This window comes from Dyella sp. M7H15-1, assembly GCF_004114615.1.
GTDB lineage: Bacteria > Pseudomonadota > Gammaproteobacteria > Xanthomonadales > Rhodanobacteraceae > Dyella_B.
In genome coordinates this window covers 3,162,112-3,185,192 of sequence record NZ_CP035300.1, presented here as the reverse complement: position 1 = coordinate 3,185,192, position 23,081 = coordinate 3,162,112, and the positions used below count along the sequence as shown (strand labels likewise).

At 58.3% G+C, this 23,081-nt stretch carries 15 protein-coding genes, 3 tRNA genes and 1 pseudogene; 4 read left to right on the top strand and 15 right to left on the bottom strand.

The features are described 5' to 3' along the window. Window position 1: 1 nt before the first annotated feature. The 6 genes from lepA to EO087_RS14570 all read right to left on the bottom strand — a co-directional run bounded on the left by lepA (window position 2) and on the right by EO087_RS14570 (window position 8,068). Window positions 2-1,807, bottom strand: a complete 1,806-nt coding sequence (gene lepA / locus EO087_RS14595; RefSeq protein WP_304988494.1) for a translation elongation factor 4 — start codon at window positions 1,805-1,807, stop codon at window positions 2-4. 149 nt (window positions 1,808-1,956) lie between these two features. After that, on the bottom strand, window positions 1,957-3,423 hold the full coding sequence (locus EO087_RS14590; RefSeq protein WP_128899975.1) for a DegQ family serine endoprotease: 1,467 nt from the start codon (window positions 3,421-3,423) through the stop codon (window positions 1,957-1,959). 142 nt (window positions 3,424-3,565) lie between these two features. Then, window positions 3,566-4,249, bottom strand: coding sequence for a sigma-E factor negative regulatory protein (locus tag EO087_RS14585; RefSeq protein WP_128899502.1), 684 nt, complete (start codon window positions 4,247-4,249; stop codon window positions 3,566-3,568). Next, on the bottom strand, window positions 4,246-4,842 hold the full coding sequence (gene rpoE / locus EO087_RS14580; RefSeq protein ID WP_128899501.1) for an RNA polymerase sigma factor RpoE: 597 nt from the start codon (window positions 4,840-4,842) through the stop codon (window positions 4,246-4,248). Before rpoE ends, EO087_RS14585 begins: the two co-directional genes overlap by 4 nt. 143 nt (window positions 4,843-4,985) lie before the next feature. Continuing rightward, on the bottom strand, window positions 4,986-7,580 hold the full coding sequence (locus EO087_RS14575; RefSeq protein WP_240669066.1) for an EAL domain-containing protein: 2,595 nt from the start codon (window positions 7,578-7,580) through the stop codon (window positions 4,986-4,988). Continuing rightward, window positions 7,577-8,068 (bottom strand): hypothetical protein, encoded by a 492-nt coding sequence (locus EO087_RS14570; protein WP_128899499.1) that lies wholly within the window; start codon window positions 8,066-8,068, stop codon window positions 7,577-7,579. Before EO087_RS14570 ends, EO087_RS14575 begins: the two co-directional genes overlap by 4 nt. 213 nt (window positions 8,069-8,281) lie before the next feature. On the opposite strand from EO087_RS14570, the gene EO087_RS14565 reads away from it, so the two are divergent. Next, window positions 8,282-10,357 (top strand): 3-hydroxyacyl-CoA dehydrogenase NAD-binding domain-containing protein, encoded by a 2,076-nt coding sequence (locus EO087_RS14565; RefSeq protein ID WP_128899498.1) that lies wholly within the window; start codon window positions 8,282-8,284, stop codon window positions 10,355-10,357. 82 nt (window positions 10,358-10,439) lie between these two features. On the opposite strand, the gene EO087_RS14560 is transcribed toward EO087_RS14565, so the two are convergent. The 6 genes and pseudogenes from EO087_RS14560 to EO087_RS14525 form a co-directional block, all read right to left on the bottom strand. Continuing rightward, complete coding sequence (locus EO087_RS14560; protein ID WP_128899497.1) at window positions 10,440-11,000, bottom strand: DUF2058 family protein; 561 nt, start codon at window positions 10,998-11,000, stop codon at window positions 10,440-10,442. 29 nt (window positions 11,001-11,029) lie between these two features. After that, a complete protein-coding gene (locus EO087_RS14555; RefSeq protein ID WP_205744494.1) occupies window positions 11,030-11,239 on the bottom strand; it encodes a SlyX family protein in 210 nt (69 codons plus the stop codon). A gap of 2 nt (window positions 11,240-11,241) precedes the next feature. Next, the gene (locus EO087_RS14550) at window positions 11,242-12,585 is read right to left on the bottom strand and encodes a UDP-glucose/GDP-mannose dehydrogenase family protein (RefSeq protein WP_128899495.1); all 1,344 of its coding nucleotides are present in this window, start codon (window positions 12,583-12,585) and stop codon (window positions 11,242-11,244) included. 70 nt (window positions 12,586-12,655) lie between these two features. Continuing rightward, window positions 12,656-13,431, bottom strand: a pseudogene (locus EO087_RS14545) (IS5 family transposase). 1,550 nt (window positions 13,432-14,981) lie between these two features. Continuing rightward, the gene (locus EO087_RS14530; protein ID WP_128899492.1) at window positions 14,982-15,785 is read right to left on the bottom strand and encodes an FKBP-type peptidyl-prolyl cis-trans isomerase; all 804 of its coding nucleotides are present in this window, start codon (window positions 15,783-15,785) and stop codon (window positions 14,982-14,984) included. Window positions 15,786-15,953: 168 nt separating this feature from the next. Next, window positions 15,954-17,720: a cation:proton antiporter gene (locus EO087_RS14525; protein WP_128899491.1), complete on the bottom strand. Its 1,767-nt coding sequence runs from the start codon at window positions 17,718-17,720 to the stop codon at window positions 15,954-15,956. A gap of 152 nt (window positions 17,721-17,872) precedes the next feature. On the opposite strand from EO087_RS14525, the gene EO087_RS14520 reads away from it, so the two are divergent. The 3 genes from EO087_RS14520 (at window position 17,873) to EO087_RS14510 (ending at window position 18,199) form a co-directional block, all read left to right on the top strand. Beyond that, window positions 17,873-17,948 (top strand) — tRNA-Ala (locus EO087_RS14520). 9 nt (window positions 17,949-17,957) lie between these two features. Next, window positions 17,958-18,033: transfer RNA gene (locus tag EO087_RS14515), tRNA-Glu, on the top strand. A gap of 89 nt (window positions 18,034-18,122) precedes the next feature. Further along, window positions 18,123-18,199 (top strand) — tRNA-Asp (locus EO087_RS14510). 904 nt (window positions 18,200-19,103) lie between these two features. Here EO087_RS14510 and EO087_RS14500 read toward each other — a convergent pair. The 3 genes from EO087_RS14500 to EO087_RS14490 all read right to left on the bottom strand — a co-directional run bounded on the left by EO087_RS14500 (window position 19,104) and on the right by EO087_RS14490 (window position 22,766). Continuing rightward, window positions 19,104-19,847 carry an NrdJb gene (locus EO087_RS14500; RefSeq protein WP_128899489.1) on the bottom strand — a complete coding sequence of 248 codons (744 nt, stop codon included), beginning with the start codon at window positions 19,845-19,847 and terminating at the stop codon, window positions 19,104-19,106. Between the two features lie 147 nt (window positions 19,848-19,994). Next, window positions 19,995-20,522 (bottom strand): hypothetical protein, encoded by a 528-nt coding sequence (locus EO087_RS16960; protein ID WP_205744383.1) that lies wholly within the window; start codon window positions 20,520-20,522, stop codon window positions 19,995-19,997. 96 nt (window positions 20,523-20,618) lie between these two features. Further along, window positions 20,619-22,766: an adenosylcobalamin-dependent ribonucleoside-diphosphate reductase gene (locus EO087_RS14490; RefSeq protein WP_128899488.1), complete on the bottom strand. Its 2,148-nt coding sequence runs from the start codon at window positions 22,764-22,766 to the stop codon at window positions 20,619-20,621. Between the last annotated feature and the right edge of the window lie 315 nt (window positions 22,767-23,081).

The window sequence follows — 23,081 nt, the reverse complement described above, 5'->3', positions numbered from 1 at the left end:
GCTATTTGTCCACTTTTAGCACGGCAAGGAAGGCTTCCTGCGGAATCTCAACCCGGCCAACCTGCTTCATGCGCTTCTTGCCTTCTTTCTGCTTCTCCAGAAGCTTTTTCTTGCGACTGACGTCACCGCCATAGCACTTGGCAAGCACGTTCTTGCGCAGTGCCTTTACCGTTGAACGGGCGATGATCTGAGCGCCGATGGCGGCCTGGATCGCAACGTCGAACTGCTGGCGCGGGATCAGGTCCTTCATACGTTCGACCAGTTCGCGACCACGGCGATCGGCATGACTGCGATGCACGATCAGGCTGAGTGCATCCACGCGATCACCGTTGATCAGTACGTCCACGCGCACGAATGGGCCTGCGTCAAAACGCTCCAGGTGATAATCCATCGACGCGTAGCCACGGGACACGGATTTGAGCTTGTCGAAGAAATCCAGCACCACTTCGGCCAGCGGCAATTCGTAGCTGATCTGCACCTGGGTGGCTAGGTACTGGATGGAACGCTGCACGCCGCGCTTTTCTTCGCACAACGTGATGATGTTACCGATGTAATCGGGCGGCGTGAGGATATTCGCCACAATGATGGGTTCGCGGATCTCCTCGATCTGCGGTGTCGGCGGCAGACGTGCTGGGTTATCCAGTTCTACGATGGTGCCGTCGGTCTTGAGGATCTCATAAACCACCGTCGGTGCCGTGGTGATCAGATTGAGATCGTATTCGCGCTCCAGTCGCTCCTGCACGATTTCCATATGCAGCATGCCGAGAAAGCCGCAGCGGAAGCCGAAGCCCATAGCTTCGGAGCTTTCGGGCTCGAAGAACAGGGCGGCATCGTTGAGGCGCAGCTTGTCCAGCGCTTCACGCAGCGCCGGATAATCGTCGGCGGAAACGGGGAACAGGCCAGCGAACACGCGCGGCTGCATGGTCTGGAAACCAGGCAACGGATGCGGCGCAGGCTTGCCCGCCTGGGTCAGGGTGTCACCGACGGGTGCACCATGCACGTCTTTGATGGCGGCGGTGATCCAGCCGACTTCACCCGCGGAAAGCTTGTCGAGTTTCTTGCGCTTGGGCGTGAATACGCCCACTTCGCTGACTTCGTGCGCGCGGCCGGTCGACATCACCAGCAGCTTGTCGCCGGGTTTGATTTCACCCTGCATGATGCGCACCAGCGATACCACGCCCAGGTAATTGTCGAACCAGGAATCGATAATCAGTGCCTGCAGGCGATCGGTATCGCGCGGTTTCGGTGGCGGAATGCGCGCGACGATGGCTTCAAGCACTTCGATCACGTTCTGGCCGGTCTTGGCACTGACCGCAACCGCGTCTTCAGCGTGGATACCGATGACAGCCTCGATTTCGCCTTTCACTTTCTCCGGATCTGCCGTGGGTAGGTCGATTTTGTTGAGCACCGGCACCACTTCCAGCCCCTGCTCCACCGCGGTGTAGCAATTGGCGACCGACTGCGCTTCCACGCCTTGGGCCGCATCCACGACCAACAACGCCCCTTCACAGGCGGCCAACGAACGGCTCACTTCATAGGAGAAGTCGACGTGACCGGGCGTATCGATGAAGTTGAGCTGATAGGTCTTGCCGTCGCGCGCTTTGTACGGCAACGACACAGACTGGGCCTTGATGGTGATGCCGCGTTCGCGCTCGATCGGGTTACTGTCCAGCACCTGGGCCTCCATCTCGCGCTCGGCCAATCCGCCGCAAATCTGAATGATGCGGTCGGCAAGTGTGGATTTGCCGTGATCGATATGGGCGATGATGGAGAAATTGCGGATCAGTTCCATGGAGTACGCTGTCAGCTTCACCGCCGTGCAGGACGCGCAGGCAGCCTATCACCGGGATGATGATATTAGCCGCTCATTATTGCATGGATTAAGAATGCGGACTAAAACTGGCCGCGACTCGGAACCCGGGACCCGCCTCAATGACAGGTCCCGGGGATGGCAGCTCAGCCTTCCTTGTTGTCGTCGGGAACGGTCAGTGCAATGAAATTGCTGGTATCGCCACGGCGGACCAGCAATAGCACGGTATCCCCAGCTTTCACATCGGCCGTAGCGACACGGAACGCATCCACGCTGCCCACCTTCTTCTGGTTGACCATCAGGATCACGTCACCCGGTTGCAGGCCAGCTTGGGCTGCGACCTGACCGGCCACATTCGAGATGGCCACGCCCTCACCCGGCTGCAAGCCAAGCTGGCTGCGGGTGGACGGGTCCACACCCTGCACCGTCAAACCGAGCGCATCGGCCCCTTTGCTTGGAGCGGACGTGCCAATGTCAGCCATGGCGTTCTTGTCACGCGGCATGGTGCCAATGGTGACGTCGAGCGTCTTGTCCTTGCCATCTCGCAAGATCTGAATCGGCACCGTCGTACCCGGCTTGGTCATGGACACCAGCGGCGGCAGATCCGCGCCCTGATCGATCGTCCGGCCGTTATAAGCTCGAATGACGTCACCCGGCTGCAAGCCAGCCTTCTGTGCGGCACTGCCGGGAGACACTGTCACGACAATGGCGCCCTGCGCACGATCAAGCTTGAGTGCCTTGACCACATCATCATCGACCGGCTTGATCTCTACGCCCAACTGACCGCGAGTGACATACCCCTTGGTCTTGAGCTGATCGACCACATTCATCGCCAGGTCAATCGGAATCGAGAACGCCACACCCTGGTAGCCGCCGGAACTGGAGTAAATCTGCGAGTTGACACCCACTACCTGTCCCTGCAGGTTGAACAGCGGGCCACCGGAGTTGCCACGATTGATTGGCACGTCGGTCTGGATGAAAGACGTGGCTGGCTGGTCCTGACTACCCAGGTTACGCCCCACCGCACTGACGATGCCCTGGGTAACGGTGTAATCGAATCCGAATGGTGAGCCGATCGCAAGCACCCACTGCCCGGGCTTCAGCGACTGCGAATTGCCAATGATGACTGCCGGCAGGCTGCCGCTGCCAGTCACCTTCAACAGGGCGATGTCGTAGGTGGAATCCGTACCGATCACCTTGGCGGTCAAGGTACGACGATCCTGCAAGCGAACCGTGACGGTATCGGCACCATCAACAACATGATTGTTCGTGATGATGTAACCGTCACTCGAAATGATAAAACCCGAACCCAGTGAGGTACGGGCCTGATCTTCAGGCGAAGGCATCATCGGCATGCCGAAGAAACGCCGGAAGATTTCGGCCTGCCCTGGATCCATGCCCTGCATCGGCGGCATGCCGCGAGCCCCTTTAGGACGGCGAGCGGTGTACTTCGCCTCGACTTGCACCACGGCTGGTGCATTTTTCTGCACGATGCCCGTGAAATCAGGCAAGCCAGCACTCGCTGGAGCAGCCTGTGCCCACACCATGCCCGGGCTGGCAAGCCCCATGACCAAGGCACAGCACATCAGGCTGCTGAAAAGACGGTTGCTCACGAGACGGGGGTGACTCATGGTTCCTCCTGGTTCGGCGCACCTCATTCCCGCTCCGTGACTTGTGGTTGGAACGAGAAGGGACGCAATCTAAAGATAAGGGGATGGCCAGGCCTCTCGGCCAGTACGCGGGAAGATACGGGAGTTAACGCCCCGCACCCACCTGGTAGGCCGGATTCTGCACCACAGCCTTGGCTTGCGGTGTGTCGATCAGCAACAGGTAACTACCATCGCGATGGTTCAAGGTCCGGTAGCCATGAGTGGTATAGCGCTGGCCGGCTGGGTATTGCTGGAACAATGGATTATCGGAAGGATCACCCAAGGTCACCGATGCACGCTGGCTCAGCCCGGAGGCCGAATAAGCGCTCAGCGAGGGCGGGACCGCAGCCAGTACATCATTGCTTGCATGGGTTGCGTTGACCGATGCCAAGGCCGCACCTGCGTGCGCACTTTGCGGAGCCACCCCGGCTGTGGCCGGAGCGGCATATTCGGAATCGGGAGCTGTAGGCTGCGAGATCATGAGGGCGGCGACAGCCACGCTGGCAGCGATGGCGCCACCTACGGACAAGCGTAGCCAGTCACGGCGCTTGGGCGTCGTTTCGACAGTGACCTGCTCACCTTCGATGACCTCCATGACGCGCGCTGCAAAACCGGCGCCGGCCATGACTGATACCTCGCGACGCAAACCGTCGCCGGCAACGTGATAGCGGGCCCAGGCATCCACCAACGAAACATCGCAATCAAGCCGGCGCAGCAAGAAGCGCAGCTCATCGTTGGACAGTTCCCCGTCCATCGCCGCAGAAAGGTTTTCCATGTTCGCTTCACTCATGACATCCGATCCTTGCGGTCTGAGAGCAATGGCCGCAACTTTTCGTCGATCGCCTCTCGTGCCCGGAAGATGCGCGAACGCACCGTACCAATCGGGCAGCCCATGGCCTCGGCAATCTCTTCGTAGCTGAGGCCTTCCACTTCACGCAGGGTAATGGCTGTCCGCAGCTCCTCGGGCAAAGCTTGGACAGTGGCAAACACTGTTTGTTCAATTTCATGACGCATCAATTCGCGCTCGGGAGTGGCTCCCTCTTGCATGCGATCGGCACCAGGCACGAAAACCGCGTCCTCGATCGCAATATCGTCCATGGGCGGGCGCCGCCCCATGGCCACCAAGTGATTCTTGGCCGTGTTGACGGCAATCTTGTACATCCAAGTATAGAAAGCGCTCTCGCCCCGGAACGAGCCGATTGCCCGCCAAGCCCGCACGAAAGCCTCCTGGGCCACGTCTTCGCACTCGGCGTAATTGTGCACGTAACGGGAAATAAGGCCGATGACCTTGTGCTGATACTTGCGCACCAGCAGATCGAAAGCACGCCTGTCCCCATTTTGAACACGCTCAACCAGCGCACTATCGAGTTCGTTTTCGCCCATCCGGGCCGTCTCCTTCGTCTCTGGACCATACCGGGATGCCGTCCATCGGATAGGTGAGCTGATCTGACCCACTCCGTGCCAGCAAGTTCAGCACGAATGTCACGGCCTATTGGGATTCTAAGATAAGGACGCCCCCGCCGAGCTCAAGCCGGCAGTTTTTCCGGGATGCCGGACAGCAGGCGCTCACGCTCGGACAAGAGGCGCTCGAAGCTACCATGCGGTAACGGCCGGCAGAACAGATAACCCTGCAGCTCGTCGCACTGGTTGGTACGCAGGAATTGAAGGTGCTGCTCGATCTCCACACCCTCGGCTACCACGCCGCGCTTCAGCCGATGCGCCATATCGATGGTAGCGCGCACTATGGCTTCGTCATCCGGATCAACGCCGATATTGCGCACGAAGCTCTGGTCGATCTTGATCCGGTCTGCCGGCAGCTTGCGCAGGTAATCCAGCGAAGCGGCGCCGGTGCCGAAATCATCAATGGCAATGTGGCAGCCCAGTCGATGGAGCTTCTGCATGTTCTCCATCAGATTCGGGGCGGCCTTGATGCTGATACTTTCGGTGACTTCCAGCTCCAGCAAGCCTGGATCGAGCCCCGTCTCTTCCAGCACGTTCGCAACCACTTCGGAAAGATCGGGTTGCATGAGCTGCACGGCAGAGAGATTTACGCCGAGCCGCAATCCCAGACCGAAACGATCTTCCCAGGCTTTCGACTGCTTGCAAGCCATGCGCAACACCCACTCGCCGATGGAAACAATCAGGCCCGTTTCTTCCGCCAGCGGAATAAAGAAGCCGGGACCAATGTTGCCAAGCTCAGGATGCTCCCAACGCAGCAAGGCCTCCATGCCGACGATATCTTCCGTCCCCGCGTTGATCTGCGGCTGATAGAACACGCGCAATTCGCCATTGCCTTCGGCATGACGAAGCCGAGCCTTCAAAGTAGCGTTCTGCTGCTCTTGCGCCGGACTGACGTCGTAGACGCGGTAGTTGTTGCGCCCCATGCTCTTGGCCGCATACATCGCCTCGTCGGCATGCTTGAGCAAGGTTTCCGCATCGGGCGCATCTTCCGGGAAGAAGCTGATACCGATGGATGCCGTGACCTGCAACTCCGGACCATCATCCAGATGCAACGACACACCCATGAGCTGTACGATTTTTTCAGCCACGCGCAGCACGTCATCCGTCTTCACGATGTGCCGCAGCACGATGATGAACTCGTCACCCGCGTAACGCGCTACGGTATCGGACGCACGCACACTACTGCGCAGTCGCTGGGTGACCGCCACCAGCACTTGATCGCCTACTGCGTGGCCCAGCGTATCGTTGATGAACTTGAATCGGTCCAGGTCAACAAACAGCACCGCGAAGGTTTCCCCGGTACGATGCGCCTCGCGAATAATCGTATCGAGGCGATCGTTGAACAACAAACGATTGGGCAGACCAGTCAGCGCATCCAGCAGGCCTTCCGCACGCCCCTGCTCGCGAGTGCGGCGCAGCTCCAGCATGTGCGCAAAGTGAGCCGCCGCACAATGCAGCACTGGCTCCACGATTTCGGGTTCTCCAAACGGATTGCGACTGCCAGCCAGCAAGGCCCCGAGCACGCTATGCCGTTCGTCGAGCAGAGGCAAACCCACGAATCCACGCAGACCCAATTGGCCAATCAAGGGATCGACATCAGCAAGCCGCCTTGCATCGTGAGGATGCATCAAGGTGCGGCCGCCCAGCACCCATCGCAGCGAACTCTGCAACTGTGGCCCCGGCAGGGCCTGATCATCGCCGCGCAAACGCTGCACGACCTGCACAGGAACACTGCTCTCTTCCGGGCGCGCCGACCAGACTGCCAGGTAATCCATGCCCATTTCATCGAGCAGCAATTGCGCGGCGTTCGTCACGCCGGCATCGTCGTACCCGCCGCTGAATAGACGTGCCAGCAGCGTCAATGCAACGGCCGGGCGCACACCCGCATGATCACTGCGAAACTGCAAGGCAATCCATTCGCAGCCACTGTGACGCACCCGACGCACACTTGCTTCGCCCGTGTCATGTCCGCGGATCGATTTGCGTTGACAGGGTAGCCAGCGACGATCCGCGTCACTGAACGCTTTTTCCATCGCGACGTTCTCGAACGACAGCACTTCGCGCAATGACAACCCGGTTAGCACGCTATTGGCGAGGCCGCTGTGCCGCATGTAGGCCGGACTGGCTTCCACCACGCGCGCGGCTACCGGATCCAGAATCAGCCAGTCGCCATCGCCATCTTCAAATACAAATCGGTAGTCCCTGCTGGACGGCGACAGGCCCGATACAACCATCGAAACACTGGCCGGCTTTTCCACCACCACGGACTGGGGTTTGCCGCTGTGCAGTTGCTGCCATCGAGGAATCAGTTCCGTACCCACCTGGGACGCGTATAGCCAGGCATTGACCATCGTAGGAAGCTGGGTAGGCTTAATGGCCGCATCGTCCGCTAGCACCGCAATGATGGGGGCATCAGTACACGGCGGAAGCAGGCGCAACTGTTCGCATAGGGTCAGGCTAGAACGTCCATCACCGTCGAAAGCCACCACCATCAACGCCAGCGGCTCGCGCCCTTCCAGCAAAATGGCGGCATGGGTGGTGTCCCGCGCCGAATAGATGATTGGGTGGCCTTCGCGACCCAGCACATCGAACACTTCGCGCCGCAGCTCGCGCTGCGATGCAACCAGCAAGATACTGGCCTGGGGCGTAGCGCTGTTCACAGCAACCAGCGCCCATCGCGCAAACGTGGACGCTGTGTCACGGACGCGGTGCTGCTCAGGCGCACGGCCACATCGTCGAAACTGGCCACCCATGCTGGCAGCGCATCCAGCAAAACCACCCGCCGCACGTGACCCGCCGGTGCGCGCGCAAGCTGGCGCAGCAGGCTGCTGTCCACCGCCGACATCGGCAACGGAAACGGCGAAAGCAAATACACCCCAAAGTGAATGCTTTGTTGGATATAGCGCAGGGCGTTGCCTAGCCGCTGTGACCCTGCGATGTACGCATGTGCCTCGCGTAGGCTCTCCATGCCGCGCTCAGGATCCCAAACATAGACAGATTGGCCGTTGTATCTTGCGATCGCGCGAAACTGCTCGATCAGGACTTGGCTGTTGTCGTGCTCAAGCACAACCAGCCCACCGGGAGCAGTCAGGATGCGCTCGTAGATGTCACTGCCGGCAAGCGGCGCTGGAGCCATCAAGGAAGTCATAGCACCCGCAAAAGGAAAAATCGTCGCTTCTTGTACGTTACGCACTCGCGCGCCGAGCGCAATAGCGGGAATGTCATGGCGTGACGCACACGACATCCGCTAGTCCCGGGGCTTGCGGCATTGCGGCATAAGCGTCTTTATTGGACCAAGGCGTCTCGCAATCGACGCTGCGGGACGGTATGGTGAGGATATCTCGGCCACCCCCTTAGCCCTATGTTCGAAGGATTGCGTTTCAACCATTGGAAGACGAGCCTGGATGACGACGGCATCGTCACCCTGACCCTGGATCGTGCCAACAGCAGCGTCAACGCGATTTCACGCGAAGTGCTTGATGAACTTGGTCAGATTGTCGAACGGCTGACCATCGAAAAGCCCACCGGCGTGATTATCCATTCGGCCAAATCGAACGGATTCGCTGTCGGTGCAGACATCAAGCAGTTCGTCGAGTACGCCAAGCACGGCACCGTGCAGGAAAACATTGAGAACGGCCAGCGTGTGTTCGAATCGCTGGCCCGCCTGCCCTGCCCGACCGTAGCCGCGGTGCACGGCGCCTGCATGGGTGGCGGTACCGAGCTGATCCTGGCCTGCCGCCAGCGTATTGCCACCGATGACGACAAAACCCGTATCGGACTACCCGAGGTGATGTTGGGCATTCACCCCGGCTGGGGCGGGTCAGCCCGCCTGCCGCGCCTGATCGGCGCACCTGAGGCTCTGGCAATCATGTTGACCGGCAAAGCCTTGTCGGCCCGCCGCGCCAAGAGCCTGGGCGTGATCGACCGGCTAGCTCGTCCGGAGGAGCTGCTGGCCGAAGCGCGCTCCCTACTTCGGCATCCGCATGCGCGTCCGCTCACCCAACGCGCTACGGCCTGGGCCACCAACTCTTGGTTGGTGCGGCAAATCCTTGCACCCATGGTGATCAAGCAGACCGCAACAAAAGTACGCAAGGAACACTATCCGGCCCCCTTCTCGCTGATCGATGTGTGGAAGCGCGGTGGCAGCGACATCCAGCAGCGGCTGAAACTGGAAGCACGTTCGGTCGCCAAGCTGGCCAATACATCGACAGCGCACAACCTGATTCGCATCTTCTTCCTGCAGGAGCGCCTCAAGAGCCAAGGTAGCGGGGTCGATGCCAACATCAAGCATGTGCACGTGGTCGGTGCCGGCGTGATGGGTGGCGACATTGCCGCCTGGGCTGCCTTCAAGGGTTTCGAGGTTACGCTGCAGGATCGCGAGATGAAGCTCATCCAGCCTGCGCTGGATCGAGCCCGTACGCTGTACGAAAAAAAACTCAAGATACCCGACAAAGTGGAAGCGGCCAGTCGCCGTCTGCGTCCGGATGTGGAAGGTGCCGGCGTCGCCAAGGCCGACCTGGCTATCGAAGCGATCTTCGAAAATGCCCAGGCGAAAGAAGCGCTGTATGCCACCATCGAACCACAATTCCAGAACAACGAAATGCTGGTCAGCAATACCTCATCGATTCCGCTCGACGCATTGCGCAAGGGATTGAAGGCACCACAACGTTTCCTGGGCCTGCACTTCTTCAATCCAGTGGCGCAGATGCCGCTGGTGGAGGTGGTGCGTCACGATCAACTTGACCCCGCCGTCGAAAAACGCGCACTAGCCTTCTGCAAGGCCATCGACAAATTGCCGGTGGCGGTCAAAGGCACCCCGGGCTTTCTGGTCAACCGTATCCTGATGCCATATCTGCTTGAAGCGTTACGTCTTTACAACGAAGGCGTGCCCGGCCCAGTGCTGGACAAGCAGGCCAAGAGCTTCGGCATGCCAATGGGACCGATTGAACTTGCCGATACCGTAGGACTGGATGTGTGTGCGTCGGTTGGCCAGGAATTGGCTCCGTTCCTGGAACTGGAACTTCCGCCTGGGCTCGAAGACAAGCTCGAAGCCGGCAAGCGCGGCAAAAAAGATGGCCAGGGCCTGTACACCTGGCAGGATGGCAAACCGCAAAAGCCTGAAGTCGATCCCGACTACACGCCACCACCGGACCTGCAGGAGCGCATGATCCTTGCGATGGTAAACGAAGCGGTCGCCTGTCTTGGCGATGGGGTGGTGGACGATGCCGACCTGCTGGATGCCGGTGTAATTTTCGGTACCGGTTTTGCGCCATTCCGCGGTGGTCCGATCCAGTACGTGCGCAGCGAGGGCGTGGAAAACATTCGCCAGAAGCTTGAAAGTCTGGCAAAGCGTTACGGGGAACGTTTCACGCCGAAAAACGGATGGGATCATCCGGCATTGAAGCAGAGCACGGTCGAGTTGTCAGTGGGTCACTGATAGACAAAAAGCCCGCTATCCCGGCGCAGGCTGGGCAGTGGGCTTTTTGCCATGTGTGCAAGAGGGAAGAAGTTCTCCCCAGTCACCACATCAAATCATCAGGCACACCATCTTCCCCGCTACCACCGGAGGAAGGATCCACGAGCAGCGCCAGCAAATGTGGATCGATCTCTCGCACCTGCTCGGCAACGGATTGCGAGACCAGCAGATAACGTCCACCGTTCTGCACAATGCCCAATTTGCCGGCATTGAGGTCGGCCCATTGCGTGGCGTCCACGTACAAGCGACGGATCTTGCCGCCATACTCAAAATGACGCGCCTGATCGGCATCAGGCTTGTTGAGCACTTTGCCTGCCAGCAGTTGCTGCACCTTGGCCTTGCGCTCGCGCTTCAGGCGCGCCTGCTCGGCAGCTTCCTGCTCGGCGCGCCTGCGCTCGGTGGCTTCTGTCCGCGCGCGCATGGCATAGGCTTTGGCCAGATCAATTTCTTCCTGACTGCGGGCAGGTTTGTTATGGGATTTGTGCGGCGGCTTGCCTTTGCCGTGTGCGTTTGGCTTGGCCGCAGGTTGCTGCTGACGCTTCTCGTCCTTGAGCTGCTTGACGATACCGCTCTTCAACAGTTGATCTCGCAAAGAATCGACCATGATCGACATCCGATATTACTTGGGGCACTTCAATAATGTGGCGGCGGCTCGGAATGCGGATCGTGTCCGCTCCCGGTACGTACCGATGCCAGCTCGCTGCGCAGCTCGCGAACCAGACGTTCCAGCTCGGCCATGCGCAAGGATTGCTCAGCATCGGCCGTAATCAACGCCTGGACGGCATCATCGATAAAAGTGAGCCGGACTTCCAACTCCGTGAGTCGTTGTTCCAGGTTGCTCATCATCACTCGGGTTGCAACACACTGCGTCCGCGGCCAATACCGTAATAGGCCAGACCTGCTTCTTCGACTGCCTTGGGCTCATACAGATTACGCCCATCGAAAATAGCCGGCTCTTTGAGCGTAGCGCGAATGCGAGCGAAGTCGGGGCTGCGGAACGCCTTCCACTCGGTGACAATAGCCAATACATCCGCACCATCCAGCACTTGGTAAGCGTTGTCACACACCACTAGATCCTCGCGCTTACCATAGACGCGGTGTGTTTCGTCACGCGCTTCGGGATCGAAGGCGCGCACCTTGGCACCCGCCTCCCACAGCGCCTCCATCAGGCAGCGGCTGGATGCTTCACGTATGTCATCGGTATCGGGCTTGAACGCCAGGCCCCATAGGGCGACGGTGCGACCGCGCACATCGCCATTAAAATAGCGCTGGATGAATCCGAACAGTTTGGCTTTCTGCTCGTGATTGACGGCCTCGACCGCCTCCAGCAGCCGCGCGTCGTAACCCACAGCTCGTGCGGTCCGCTCCAGCGCCTGCACATCTTTGGGAAAACACGAACCGCCGTAGCCAGCACCCGGATAGATGAAGTGATAGCCGATGCGGGGATCCGAACCGATACCCTGGCGCACCAGCTCCACATCGGCGCCCACACGCTCGGCGATATTGGCAATCTCGTTCATGAAACTGATCTTGGTCGCCAGCATCGCGTTGGCGGCATATTTGGTCAGCTCGGCCGAACGCACATCCATCACCACCGTACGGTCATGATTGCGATTGAAGGGCGCATACAGTTTGCGCAGCAGATCGATCGCGCGCTCGCTGGAGCTGCCGATTACGATGCGATCCGGACGCAGGCAATCTTCGACCGCATCGCCTTCTTTCAGGAATTCCGGATTGGATACCACATCGAATTCGATCTGTGCGCCACGCGCGGAAAGCTCCGACATCACCGCTTTTTGTACACTATCCGCAGTACCCACCGGCACGGTGGATTTGTTCACGATGACCGCATAGCGATCCAGATGGCGACCGATCGATCGGGCCACGCCAAGCACGTATTGCAGGTCAGCGCTGCCGTCTTCATCCGGCGGCGTACCCACAGCAATAAAGACGATCTGCGCATGCGCGATCGCCAATGCCGCTTCGGTGGTGAATTCAAGCTGTCCGTTGGCGTGATTGCGGCGGACGATAGGCTCAAGCCCGGGCTCGAAGATAGGTATCTCGCCCCGCTCCAGGCGGGCCACCTTGGCTTGATCGATATCCACGCACACAACATGGTTACCCATTTCGGCCAGGCAGGCCCCAGTAACCAGGCCCACATAACCGGTGCCGAAAATGGTGACTTTCATCGGATGAGATCAAAACCTTGTTCGGGGGCACTATTCTAACAGGGCATATGAGAAACCCTAGAGCATGTCGTCATAAGATTCTGAGCCACATGACGAGGCAGCGAATTTGCACAGCGGCAAGGAAAGAGGACAGATTCTTCGCGTAGCGTGTCGCCACACCACGCCACTGTTTCAGGTACAAAAACGCATTCTCAACCAGGTGGCGATGACGATACAGGTACGTGTCGTAGTCGCGCGGCTCTTTTCGGTTTTTACGTGGCGGAATATGCGCCTGCATGCCTTGCTCATGAGCCTGCTCAACAATGGCATCACTGTCATAACCTTTGTCGGCCATGAGATGCTCAGCAGGAATGTCTTTGATCAGTTCCGCAGCCTGCGAACAATCTGCCCGGGTACCCTCTGTAACAAGAATTCGGACTGGCATACCATGCGCATCCACGGCCAAATGTATCTTGGTGTTGCGCCCCCTTTTGTGAGACCTATGCCCTGATTGCCGCCACGAGCTCCCGCTGCATGAGGATGAACCTTGCAGTGACTGGCATCGATCATCAGCCACTCAAAGTCCGGCTCATCCATCACACGTTCCAACAGACCTTCCCATGTGCCGTTATCGCGCCAGCGACAAAAGCGCCGATGGGTATTCTTCCAATCGCCGTACTCGGGTGGTAAATCTCGCCACAGCGCTCCGGTGCGAAGTATCCAGAACACTGCGTTGATGAATTGCCGATTATCTTTGGCTACACGCCCCCATCGGCCCGCTTGACCCGGCAAATGGGGTTCAAGCAAACCCCATTTTTCATCGGAGATGTCATGGCGTCGATAGGCCGCAGTCACAGAGGATTCCATCCAGCAAGATTCGATGGCGGGTAGTTAACCATATTTCAACACCTCATGACGACAGGCTCTAGTTTCGCAGCGCAGCCGCACTGCGTTCAGCGACGCCAGCACCACCCAACCAAGCATGCACTCGCGGATCACTGTTGAGAGTCAAAAGGTCGATGAGATCTTGTCCGGACCATGGCCGCAACAGAAGTCGATTGGTTTGAATCTCCACGGTCTTTAGGTCCAGAAGAAAGAGTGATCCTATCAGCCACCTTCGCTTCTCCGCAGATGCAGGGAACCGGAAGGAATCACAAGTTTAAAGCAAAATTCCGTGACTTGGATGGATTGGCTCAAGCGCGTGCACCTCATCCAAAACATCGCAAGTCAATCTCGATGGTCCGCGTGATTGCTGTCATAGGGACGTCGTCCTCGCGGTTCTCGAAAGGGTTCTGCAAATCGTTACCCATTTGTAACATGGCAAGAAACATGAATCCTGCAACAGTCGAGCCGAGAGGCGTCCACAACCCGAGCGTTCCAATCAGCCCGAGAGGCATCAGCAGACAGAAAGCATGTGTGAGCAATATCGGGTAAGTAGCGTACTGACGGGGAAGTAGAGTGTTCTTGATCCTCTCCATGCCACCCTGAGCATTGGAGATATCCGACAAGGTTCGTGCTAACGCTGGCATAAGAACGCTGATGGGGTGCAACCCCAACCCACCCAAGTAAGCATCCCTCGGCAAAGCCCTGTCTAGTGATGGCGAGCATGCGCTCCAAGTTGTCTGCACTCTGCAAGCGCTGACGCTCCACACCTGCGCCGCTTTTCCATGCTTTGTGGAATTCCTCAATCCGCCAACGCAACGTGTAAAAACGCACCACGTCCTGCACCTGCTGGACCGTTCCCACCGGCTCGCTGGTCAGCAACATCCCATGCAGCGGCTCCACGGAAGCGGGCGGATCGATTTCTTCGACCACGACCACCCGCATAGCCAATGAATCACCTTGCTTGCGTTGGGGCACTGCCAGCGCCACCTCTCCATGCTGCGTAACGCCACCGTGGCTTGGCGAGCCTTACATCCATCTCGCTGGGGAATAGCCACGACCGCTTGTCCTACCGTCGCGGCCCCTTCTTTGAGCGCTGGCCAAAGTGTTTGCTTTTGATCCCTCAGGCGACGATCTTCCATCGATCGCACCACGAATCGCTGGTCATGGCTACATTTGTAGCTTAGGTATTCATAAATATCCGATTCGCGATCGCACACGGAAATCGTCCGCTGCATCGTCGATCCAAGCCGCTGGCTGATCTGCTCGGAGGCTTGCTGCCATTTGCAATTGCTGGTCGGGCCCAATTCCGTGGCAGCACCGTGCGAGTAACTCACACTCATCGTGCCTTCCACTGCCAGCAATAACCCATAGCGATCCGCTTCCTTGGCGGACTGGGCAAAACCGCCTTCACGGATCGCCTGCGCACTCACTCCGTTATTGCAGTGTCAGCGACAGAGGCGCAAGACACACACAACGAAACAGGGCGCGAATTGCTTCGCGCCCTGCAATCTTTATGGCATAAGCAGCAACGATTACTGATTGCTGCTGCCGCCATTGGCGCCACCACCGGGACCACCTGCATCGCGGCCAGCCGTACCAGCAGGGGTCGGGCCCGTACTCACCAAAGTGACGTCGAAAATCAGTGTGGAATTCGGCGGGAACGGACGCTGCGGCTCAGCACCATAGCCAAGGCTCGCCGGGATGAAGAGCTTGTAGTGACCGCCAACCTGCATGAGTTGCAGACCTTCGCGGAAGCCCGGGATCACGTGAGCCAACGGGATTGAGGTCGGGCCCGGAGGGTTGTTCTTGGAGGAGCTGTCGAACACTTCGCCATTCACGAACGTGCCGGTGTAGTTCACCTTCACGGTGTCATTCGGACCCGGACGAGCACCGGTGCCTTGCGTGATGACCTGATACTGCAGGCCCGAAGCCGTGGTCTTCACACCAGAGGCCGACTTGTTCTTGGTCAGGAAGGCTTCACCTTCAGTCTTGTTCTTGGCCGAAGTGGCGTCGAACTCGGCCTTGGCCTTGGTGCGCAACTGGGCTTCGAAAGCCTGGGCGGTGGAGTTGAACTCCGCTTCACTCATCGGCGGCTTCTTGCCGGAGAGTGCGTCCTGAACAGCCTTGGCAACGGTCGCCGGATCCACGGCATCGCGCATGACCGGCGGTACCGAACCAGCCAACTCATAGCCAACCACGGTGCTGGCTTTGATCTTGTCAACAGTGCCCGTCGCAGCACTGGTGCCGGACGACGTCTGTGCCTGCGCGCCAGCAGTCATGCCCATCGCAACAGCCAGGGCGGCCGCCGTCAGCGTGGGTCGCAGAAATTGCTTCATTTGGAACTCCCTCGTTATGGAATATGCCGGCGAGCCGGCCGGACCTCCCCCAAATGGAGGCTGGCTACGCATTGTGCGGTGTCCAGTCCGGTCTTGGCAACGACGTTCAGGCATTGACCGCGATATCCATCAAAAGGTTCATCCGCATGAATGTGCAGGACGTCACATTCAGCTCGATTTGTGATCGGAAGGTGAAGGCTTTTCCAAGGTTTCACGCAGTGCCGCCTGCAATCGCGCATGCACCTTCACCAGCCCGCGCCAGAGCAAGATAGCAAGCACTACGCACGCGGCAATAAGGGAAAACGCCACGCCACGCGGCGGCAAAATCGCCGAGCCCAGCACGCTCACCAAGATGGCCAGCACCAGTAATGTGGCCAGCGGAATCAATTTCGCAAGAACCTGCCGAATAGCCTGGGTGTAGGCGCCAGCAAAACGCTCGCGTATGCCCAACTCCGCCAACAGCATGCCTAGCGCTTCAGCCTTGCGATATACGGCAATCAGCAAAGGGAGCGACAGGAATAGCGCGGATGCCCAGATGAGGGAATGACGCATGTCGCGACTCAGTCCCCAGCGTTCGAACCAAACAGTGTTATGTGCATTGACGTAAGCGCCAATCACGAACAAAGTAATGACCAGCGCGATGTTCACCGCGATGTGCCACAGCAGGCGGCGAAACATCGCCGCCAACACCGCATTCTCATCGACTGGCCGCAAGTTCTCCAGCCATCCGCTGTAACTGGTTAGCATCAAGCGTAGTGGACGCGGCACGACATGCCCCCCTGCGCGTGCAAGCAAATCCGCGGAACGCAGTAAATAAGGCGACGCAATCATGCAAATCAACGCAGCCGCCACGGCAGTCGGATAAATGAAATCACTGGCCACGCCCAGGGCCAGTCCCAACGTGGCAATCACGAACGAGAACTCGCCAATCTGCGCCATGCACAAGCCAGTGCGCAAAGACGTTCGCGCATCATGACCGATGAAAAACATGCCGGCGCTGCACACCACACTCTTGCCAATCATCACAGTGAGTGCGATCAACACAGCCGGCAAAGCGTAATGGGCAAGCTGTGCCGGATCGATCTTCAGGCCGATGGCAACGAAAAACAGCGCGGCAAACATGTCGCGCAACGGCTCGACCAGATGCACCACCCGAGGCGCATTGCGCGCCTCGGCCACCACCGCACCGGCGAGAAATGCGCCCAGCGCCACGCTGAAACCTAGCCAGTCGGCCAGCAGGCTCGTACCGAAACAGATGCCAAGTGTGCTGACTAGTAGCGTTTCGTCCCGATCGAAACGCGCGACGTAATCCACCAGGCGTGGCAACAGCAACAATCCCACGATCATGCCCGCGACTACGAACAAACCAAGATGTCCTACCAGGCTGAATGCCGCCACCGTTTGTACCGTTCCACTGATCGCAATGGCGGTGAGCAAGGTCAGTAGCACGATGGCAAGCATGTCTTCTGCCACCAACATGCCCACCACCAGTCGGGCAAAAGGCCATTGCCGCAAATGGTTTTCTGTCAGCGCGCGCGTAGCCACCATGGTCGACGACAACGCCATGATCGCGCCCAGGAACAATGCATTGCGTCCGCCCCAGCCGAACAGCAGCCCGAGCTGATACCCCACCCACAACATGAAGCCGACTTCGATCACCGTGATCAGTAATAAGGTGCCGCCAACCTGGCGTAACTTGCGCACGCTGAATTCCAGCCCCAACGTAAACATCAGCAACACAACACCCAGGTTGGAGATGTCGCTGATCGCACGCGGATCGGTCACGAGCACGCCCGGCGTATGCGGACCGATCACCACCCCCGCAAGGATGTAACCCGGCAGCACTGGCAAGTGCAGGCGCTGAAACAGCACCGTGGTGGCTCCTGCCACAAGCATCACTAGTGCCAAGTCACGGATGAAGCCGATATCGTGCATGCCTTCCTCGTGGTGTTGTCTCGCCATCAGCTTAAGGCAACCGTTTGTAATGCAGACCACGCCTAAACAACCGGCTCATCCAGCAATGAGATTTTTTAAAAATTGCTTGACGGAATTTCCAATCCATCCTACTCTTTTTGGCTTCCAGCCGTGGGGCCATAGCTCAGCTGGGAGAGCGCCTGCATGGCATGCAGGAGGTCGGCGGTTCGATCCCGCCTGGCTCCACCAACACAACACGTCCCCATCGTCTAGAGGCCTAGGACATCACCCTTTCACGGTGGCGACCGGGGTTCGAATCCCCGTGGGGACGCCACTTTAAACCGGCAGCCAACTTTTAGCCGTCGAGGTAAAGTGGAAAAGGACTTTAGTGTGTTTGAGTGCGCTGGAAGGCAGTAACAATGCGGAGCGGTAGTTCAGTCGGTTAGAATGCTGGCCTGTCACGCCGGAGGTCGCGGGTTCGAGTCCCGTCCGCTCCGCCAATTACTGAAAAATGCAGGCCACAAAAAGCTCGCCGACGCGCGGGCTTTTTTTGTTGTCCGCACGACTACCTCTCCCCAAGATATAGAAAATGTTGCTCATTTTTTTTGACCCAACACCCAGCTTGATTTCCATCCCGGAAGTCAACGCTATCACCGAGTCCAATCTTACTTCGAAGAGGGGTATCTCTGGCTTAGAACCTCCCTACGGCCCCTCAAAGCGGAGAAATTGGGGGGATATTTCACAAAACCATCACGTCAATTTTTGCGACCATCCGGGCTCCAACGGACTACTGCCAGGGAGGGGCAGACATGGATTTCTGGGCACTGAATGAGAAGAGATAGGAGATGAAATTCTGGAGTACAAGGAACGCCATTTTGCCAAGCCTGTTATTAGGTTTGATGGCTTGCGCGTCTTCTCAAGTTGCTTTCGCAACAGATTTTTCGATTGATGCCGTTTTTTCAATGAAGGCATGCCGTCGAAGACCAGTACTCTCGATACGTCGCTGGTATCACCCAGCGAATCATTGCAGGTTCTGAAAAATGACGCGGACGCCATCAACGCTCTGAAGGCTCCGTACCAGATAAAGATTGTGGGCCACACAGATAGCGAAGAATACAGTGGAAGGGTGTGTGACGCTTTGTCGCTTCGACGTGCAAAGTTGGTCTTCCATTGGATGGTTGCCAATGGTGTTGCGAAAAATCGGTTGTTGTCCCCTGAAGGGCATGGAAGTGCGGAGCCCGTCGCGAACAACGAAATCCCGAAAGTGCGGGCAAGAAACAGATATGTTGAATTTCAAGTCGTCCCGAGCACCTCGCGACCTTGAGGACGGAGTTCCTATTTTGAAGATGGCATTCACCGCCGTGACGCTGACCTTCATCTGCCGTGGTTTCATGACTGGTTATTTCAACCGCACTTCGAATATCCACAATTCAAACAAGTCTGACATCCATCCATCAGCACCAACGCCTTGGTGCTGCACTTGACACACAACATCGCACCCGGCGGAAAGCCGGCCGAGTCATTGATGTCGGCATCCGTAGGACTGCTGGCGCTCAGCTCCATTCTTTTTTGGGCAGCCTGTTCATAGGCGGCACGCTTCTCAGCCATCAGTGCACGCTGGACATCGCTCATCTCCGGATCATGGATGAGCCCGATGTTCTTCATATGCTGCTCGATTACCGCACCGATCTCGGCGACGATGCTGGGCATGTAGACGCCGCCGGACTTGAAGTAGCCGCCACGGGGGTCGAAGACGGCCTTGAGTTCTTCGACGATGAAGGTGACGTCGCCACCTTTGCGGAACACAGCGGAGAGGATGCGGGTGAGCGCGACGATCCACTGGAAGTGATCCATGTTCTTCGAGTTGATGAATATCTCGAAGGGACGACGCTGCTCGTAGGGGGTGCCAGCGTTGAGCACGATGTCGTTGATGGTGACATACAGGGCGTGCTCGAACAGCGGGGATTTGATCTTGAAGGTGGAGCCGACCAGGGCCTCGGGGCGCTCCAGGCTCTCGTGCATCTGGATGACTTCTGCCGTGGGGACTTCCTTGGCTTGCTCGGGGGCGGTTTGGGCGGAGGGCGCGGGTTTGTCTTCGGGTTTGACGACTTGGTAGCTCTTGATCTTTTTGTCGATCTTGATCGTCATGGGCGAAGCTCCTGATGTGGCATTACACGTGGTGGAGTGGAGTGCCTTCGCTGGCAGCGCTGATTGAGCGGCGCCCCTCGCGTGTTCGGTAGAGGGGCTTCAAAAAGAAATCCGGCCCGGTGTGAACCGGGCCGGATTCTCATTTACTTACTTCTTGCGGGCAGCCTTCTTGGCGACGCGCTTGGTCGCTTTACGGCCTACCTTCTTGCTGGCAGTGGACCTCTTCCCCGCTTTCTTGGCGGTTTTCTTGCTTGTGGCCCTCTTGGCCGTCTTCTTGGTAGCGGCCTTACGGCGGGCCGTCTTTTTGCTGCTGACCTTCTTTGCAGCTTTGCGGGCCGTCTTCTTTACGGCCTTGCTGGCTTTCTTGGCGGCCTTTTTCACTGATTTCTTGGCGGCGCCCTTCTTAGCGCCCTTCTTGGCAGCTTTCTTCACGGCCTTCCTGGCAGCGCCCTTCTTGGCAGCTTTCTTCACGGCCTTCCTGGCAGCGCCCTTCTTGGCGGCCTTCTTCACTGCTTTCTTCACTGCCTTCTTGGTAGCTTTCTTGGCCGGGGCAGCAGCCTTCTTGGCGGCGCGCTTGCGGCGTGCCTTCTTCGGTGCCGCAGCTTCTTCGTGCACCAGTTCAACCGGTGCACGCAGATCTTCCTGATGAACTTCGAACTCGGTTTCAATAGACATGCGGGCATTCCCCTCCGGACGTTTGTTATGGAACTTGCGTTAAGTCTATTACGGTGTGAGCAAAAACGTAGCGCGAATTTGCGTTACATGCCACAACTAAAATTTTCCGTAATAACCCTCCTTCAAGGCATCGAACAGATTGGCAGCGGTATGTAGCTCTCCGTCGTACTCCACTTCCTCGTTGCCTTTCAGTTCCACAACGCTACCGTCTTCTAATTCGAAGCGGTAGCGGGTGTTCTGCAGATCCGCTTCTTTAACCAACACGCCCTGAAATGCGGCGGGGTTGAAACGAAAGGTGGTGCAGCCCTTGAGACCCTGTTTATAGGCGTACAAGTAGATATCTTTGAAGTCTTCGTATGGGTAATCGGTGGGTACGTTGGCGGTTTTGGAGATGGACGAATCCACCCATAACTGCGATGCAGCCTGAATGTCGACGTGCTCCTTGGGCGTAATGTCGTCGGCCGCGACGAAGTAGTCGGGCAGTTTGGTCTTGGGGTCGTCGCTGAACGGCATGGCTTCAGCGTTGATCAGGGCACGGTAGGCGAGCAGCTCGAAGCTGTACACCTGCACCTTCTCCTTGGTTTTACGGCCCTCGCGGATCACGTTGCGCGAGTAGTGGTGGGCAAAGCTGGGTTCGATCCCGTTGCTGGCGTTGTTGGCTAGCGAGAGCGAGATGGTGCCGGTGGGCGCGATGGAGGTGTGGTGGGTGAAGCGCGCACCCACTTCAGCCAGCTCCTTGACTAGATTCGGCGCCACGCTGGCCACACGTTGCATGTAACGGCTGTATTTGGCGTGCAGCACGCGGCCGGGGATCAGATCGCCAGCCTTGTAGCCGTCTTCGGCCATTTCCGGACGCTTGCGCAGCATGTCGCCGGTGACGGTGTAGTTTTTGGCGAGCACGGGCGCAGGGCCTTTTTCCTTGGCCAGATCGAGCGCAACTTCCCAACCAGCCACGGCCATTTCACGCGACACTTCTTCGGTGAAGGCCACTGCCTCGGCGGTGCCGTAGCGCATCTTCAGCATGGTGAGCGCGCTGCCCAGACCAAGGAAGCCCATGCCGTGGCGGCGCTTGGAGAGGATCTCGTTGCGCTGCTGCTCCAACGGCAGACCGTTGATCTCCACTACGTTGTCGAGCATGCGGGTGAAGATCTTCACTACCTCGCGGTATTCGTCCCAGTCGAAGCGAGCCTTGGGGTCGAAGGGATCGCGTACGAAGGTGGTGAGGTTGACGGAGCCGAGCAGGCAGGAGCCGTAGGGTGGCAAGGGCTGCTCGCCGCAAGGATTGGTAGCGCGAATATCCTCGCACCACCAGTTGTTGTTCATCTCGTTCACCTTATCAATGAGGATGAACCCAGGTTCGGCGTAGTCGTACGTCGAAACCATGATCATGTCCCACAGGTGACGCGCGCGAATGTGGCCGTAGATCTTGCAGGCGACCAGACCGTCTTCCCGCGCGATGTAGTTTTCGTGCGTCTCCCACTCGCGCCAGATGACTTTGGACGGGTCGTTGAGATGGATTTCGTCCTTTTCCTTGACGTGAATGGGGAAGACCAGCGGCCAATCCTGATCGTGTTCGACGGCCTGCATGAAGGCGTCGGTGATCAGCAGCGACAGATTGAATTGACGCAGGCGGCCGTTCTCGCGCTTGGCGCGAATGAACTCCTTCACATCCGGATGACTGACATCGAAGGTGCCCATCTGCGCGCCGCGGCGTCCGCCGGCGGACGAGACGGTGAAACACATCTTGTCGTAGATATCCATGAAGGACAGCGGGCCGCTGGTGTAGGCGCCTGCCCCCGACACATACGCACCACGCGGGCGCAACGTGCTGAAGCAGTACCCGATTCCGCAACCGGCCTTCAACGTAAGCCCCGCCTCATGCACCTTCTGCAGTATGTCATCCATCGAATCATGGATGGTGCCGGACACGGTGCAGTTGATGGTGGATGTCGCCGGCTTGTGTTCCAGCGCACCGGCGTTGGAGGTAATGCGGCCGGCGGGAATGGCCCCGCGACGCAGCGCCCACAGGAAACGCTCGAACCAGTGCTCGCGCAGTTCCGGCGTGGCCTCCACATCGGACAGGGCACGTGCAACACGCTGCCAGGTGTCGTCGATGGACGCATCCACCGGCTCGGCTGTCTTGGTGCGCAGGCGGTATTTCTTGTCCCAGATGTCCTGCGACGCGGGCTGCAGCGGAATGGCCGTGGCGTCGAGACCCGTAGTTGTTGCACGCAAGGTGCTCATCGGCTTCCTGACCTCCCGTTGTGACCTTGTGGCCCCATTGGTTTCTTACTAGACAGATGCGGCTCTATCAGTTGACCGGTACCGACCAAATCGCACCTGGCGTTGGTTTCGCAGGTATCGGCAGCCACCCTTGCTGACTTTACCCACCAAGCACCAGCATTAGGTCATTCGCTGACGTCTGTACACAAGATGTTGTGGTTGCGAACGTAGGCGAACGTTACCCCCGCGCTCGATCGATGTAAAGTGGTCATCCGATCTCATTTATCGGGAACCGCTTACGGATCGCCGAGTCGAACAGTCCGAATGGTTAATCGT

Coding starts and splice junctions, on each gene's coding strand:
- EO087_RS14585 (WP_128899502.1), bottom strand. CDS start 4,249: ATGAGTGAAGCGAACATGGAAAACCTTTCTGCGGCGATGGACGGGGAA.
- rpoE (WP_128899501.1), bottom strand. CDS start 4,842: ATGGGCGAAAACGAACTCGATAGTGCGCTGGTTGAGCGTGTTCAAAAT.
- EO087_RS14570 (WP_128899499.1), bottom strand. CDS start 8,068: ATGACTTCCTTGATGGCTCCAGCGCCGCTTGCCGGCAGTGACATCTAC.
- EO087_RS14565 (WP_128899498.1), top strand. CDS start 8,282: ATGTTCGAAGGATTGCGTTTCAACCATTGGAAGACGAGCCTGGATGAC.
- EO087_RS14560 (WP_128899497.1), bottom strand. CDS start 11,000: ATGGTCGATTCTTTGCGAGATCAACTGTTGAAGAGCGGTATCGTCAAG.
- EO087_RS14555 (WP_205744494.1), bottom strand. CDS start 11,239: ATGAGCAACCTGGAACAACGACTCACGGAGTTGGAAGTCCGGCTCACT.
- EO087_RS14550 (WP_128899495.1), bottom strand. CDS start 12,585: ATGAAAGTCACCATTTTCGGCACCGGTTATGTGGGCCTGGTTACTGGG.
- EO087_RS14530 (WP_128899492.1), bottom strand. CDS start 15,785: ATGAAGCAATTTCTGCGACCCACGCTGACGGCGGCCGCCCTGGCTGTT.
- EO087_RS14525 (WP_128899491.1), bottom strand. CDS start 17,720: ATGCACGATATCGGCTTCATCCGTGACTTGGCACTAGTGATGCTTGTG.
- EO087_RS14500 (WP_128899489.1), bottom strand. CDS start 19,847: ATGACGATCAAGATCGACAAAAAGATCAAGAGCTACCAAGTCGTCAAA.
- EO087_RS16960 (WP_205744383.1), bottom strand. CDS start 20,522: ATGTCTATTGAAACCGAGTTCGAAGTTCATCAGGAAGATCTGCGTGCA.
- EO087_RS14490 (WP_128899488.1), bottom strand. CDS start 22,766: ATGAGCACCTTGCGTGCAACAACTACGGGTCTCGACGCCACGGCCATT.